Below are 2959 nucleotides of genomic sequence, written 5' to 3'. Positions count from 1 at the left end.
GTCATGTGGTGATCTCACGATGGAAAAAGGAGTTTCTTGAAAAGATGTCGATTGTCTTTTCTTCCGGATCAGCTCAGCAGGAAGAGCCATCAGTAGATACAGAGAAGTTGTATGCTCAGATCGGTCAACTGAAAGTTGAGAATGATTTTCTAAAAAAAAGCTTGAAGAAAACCGGCCTATGAAAGAGCGTGTCAAGCTTGTTTCCGGGCGCATGATAAAGCTATCTGTTCGGAAGCAATGTGAATTACTAAACATTAACCGCAGCAGGATCTATTACAGGCCACTGGGAGAAAAACCAGAGAATCTGAAGATCATGAGGATCATGGATGAACATGCAGGCAAACATCAGGCAGAGGGTGTCATGTCTATGCATTATATGCTTAAGGGCAAAGGCTACAACGTCAATCCAAAAAGAATACGAAGGCTTCTGCGTAAAATGGGGATTATGGCCATTTATCCACGTAAGATGCTCAGCATTCTGGGACATGCAGATTATGTAAAGCCTTACCTGCTTCGAAGCCTGGACATCAACAGAGCCAATCAAGCCTGGTGCATAGATATCACCTACATACCCATGGCTAAAGGATTTATGTACTGTACAGCCATTATGGATATCTACAGCCGTAAGATTGTTGGCTGGGGTGTCTCCAATACACTGGAAGCAAAATGGTGTATCAATGTCCTGCAAGAGGCTATCCTTACCTACGGTAAGCCAGAGATCATCAACTCCGACCAGGGTTCACAGTTTACCTCAGCACTATGGACTTCAACATTAGAAGAGCTTGAAATAAAGATCTCAATGGATGGCAAAGGACGAGCTATAGACAACAGATGGATTGAACGGTTCTGGAGGACATTGAAGCACAAGCACATCTACCTGAATCCTGCCGAAGACGGAATTGAGCTCTACAAGAATATCGAATACTATATTGATTACTACAATGATGTGAAGGTTCATCATACCATCAAGGAAACTCCTTCTAAACGTTACATGAGTTCTTTAGAAAATGCAGCCTGATCAATATCAAAATATTAACTTAGCAAAACTCTCCTTTGGTCTGAATAATGGGGAGTATTACAGTTACCAAGAAAATACTTGAAGCTCATACCTCATATAAACTACATCCAAGTCTTTACTCCGTCGCGAGAATGAAATTCCTAATAAAATTCATTGATTTACTAAAATCATCGCACTCAATGAACTTTTGGCGCATCTTCAAAACCGAGTCCTGGTATTTCTTGGATGATGTTAATACACAAATCTTCCTTTTGACATCATTCAAACTGATTGTTGCAATATTACCAATAATACCAAGGTTATGATATTTCACACGTGCAGCATTTCCTCTTTGATCAAGGTTTGGATTTAATGGATATACTAACATGGGAACTCCACATAAAATACTTTCTGAGATTGATTGCATACCACCATGATTTATCATTATCATTGAATTCTTAAGGACATAGAGTTGTGGTACTTCTTTTTGTATCATAACATTCTTTGGTAGATTCAAATCCGCTTCTACCTCTAAGTCGTGGCCAATAGATATTAAGATATTATAATTTTCATTTAATACTCCAAAATGAATAAGAGTATTTATTGCCTTAGTTCTTAATCTTCTAAATTTGACGTCATAAGTGCCAAAAGAACAAAAAATTATTCTTTGTTTAGCCAAAAATGAGTGAAGTTCATCATTTACTGATTCGTCTCTTATAAGGTCTACCGTAGGTCCTGCATAATGCTGATTATATTCAGCTTTAATATGAGGGTAATCAAAAGATTTTGTTGATAGAATGATTTCTGGAATATTATTAATGCCAAACCCGGATAACCTTTCTTTATTGATAGATACTCTATCTAATAAATCATATCTATTCAAGTACTCAAGAGGCAAATCCTCCCAACTAAAGCCACTATTATTTAATTTCGACAGGGTTTTTTGTATTCTTTTCTTAAAGATCATAAGTACCCATATTGTACTGCAATAAGCCCTACTTAGAATGCTATGTTCGATTGGAAGAAATGATGAACTAAAGGGTGGTGTATTTTTGTTCCTATTTTGATTGACCTTAGTTGAAAGGATTACAAACTTTTGATTTCTCCGAATTAATTCCGGGAAAAACCCAATTTTTGAAGTGTCGAGAAAGAATAGTTTAGGCTTCAGGTGAGCCAAAATTTGATCAAAATATCCTCCATTTAGAAAATTCCGTTTGTATCTTGACAAATCTACATTTTCAATATATGATTCACTTTCAATTTTTGTCGGACGGCTATCACCATAGAGACAAAAATTTCTAACACTATAAGGATAATATTCAAATCCATTTGTTTCAACTAATGCTTTCATGTTAAAACCTCCAGCATAAATAACATTGTATCCTTCCTCCTGTAGATTATGAGCTACTTTGAAGGTTGCATTATAATGGCTTTTAGTGTTCAATAAATAAAAAACGCAGTTCCCATTATTCCCAATCATGATTGCAGATTATATGACCAATCCAATTTTATCCTACCAGTATTGTACCTCCCCACTTTTTAAGGTAAAAGGTCTTTGTACCAATTCTGATCCTTTGGTTCCCTTTGTAACGAAAATCCCTTTTTCAGGTACACCTTCGAAGTTCAGAACTTTTTCATGAGTAACAGTCTCAGAAGCCAGATATTCCCATTTGTTCCTCCATAAATATAGATCAATTTGACTTCCAGGCCTTGTAATATCATTTCTACCTGCGAATAATTTTACACCCTTTAAATCTATTCTCGATGAATCCTTCGTATCAAAAAATAATAGATTATTTTCTTCATCCAAAATAAAAGGATTGGTTGCCGGAATAAATTCCAATCCATCATAATACATAGGAAAGTAGAGTAACTCCTTAGTGACACCTTTAAAAATCAAATGATCATTTTTGAAAAAGCCTTCATATACTGCGCTAAATTTGCCATTATTATAAGTACAGA

The 2959-nt window shown here is 35.9% G+C and carries 4 protein-coding genes; 2 read left to right on the top strand and 2 right to left on the bottom strand.

The genetic code is table 11. The annotated features are described in order from the left end of the window. Both RLO81_RS17380 and RLO81_RS17375 read left to right on the top strand, forming a co-directional pair. On the top strand, positions 1–182 hold a 182-nt coding region (locus RLO81_RS17380; RefSeq protein ID WP_502880471.1), incomplete at its 5' end, for a transposase. Further along, the gene (locus RLO81_RS17375) at positions 179–1018 is read left to right on the top strand and encodes an IS3 family transposase (protein ID WP_350114630.1); all 840 of its coding nucleotides are present in this window, start codon (positions 179–181) and stop codon (positions 1016–1018) included. The genes RLO81_RS17380 and RLO81_RS17375, both read left to right, overlap by 4 nt. A gap of 115 nt (positions 1019–1133) precedes the next feature. Here RLO81_RS17375 and RLO81_RS17370 read toward each other — a convergent pair whose 3' ends face one another. Both RLO81_RS17370 and RLO81_RS17365 read right to left on the bottom strand, forming a co-directional pair. Further along, positions 1134–2348: a glycosyltransferase gene (locus tag RLO81_RS17370; RefSeq protein ID WP_350114628.1), complete on the bottom strand. Its 1215-nt coding sequence runs from the start codon at positions 2346–2348 to the stop codon at positions 1134–1136. Positions 2349–2510: 162 nt separating this feature from the next. Next, the coding region (locus RLO81_RS17365) for a hypothetical protein (protein WP_350114625.1) at positions 2511–2959 on the bottom strand (449 nt) is incomplete at its 5' end.

Source organism: Fulvivirga sp. (assembly GCF_040220315.1).
Lineage (GTDB): Bacteria > Bacteroidota > Bacteroidia > Cytophagales > Cyclobacteriaceae > Fulvivirga.
The sequence above is the reverse complement of the archived record's forward strand: the minus strand, read 5'-3'. Positions and strand labels throughout refer to the sequence as shown.

What these genes read in the sequence shown, in the direction of transcription:
- RLO81_RS17375 (WP_350114630.1), top strand. Translation starts at nt 179, where the DNA reads ATGAAAGAGCGTGTCAAGCTTGTTTCCGGGCGCATGATAAAGCTATCT.
- RLO81_RS17370 (WP_350114628.1), bottom strand. Translation starts at nt 2,348, where the DNA reads ATGAAAGCATTAGTTGAAACAAATGGATTTGAATATTATCCTTATAGT.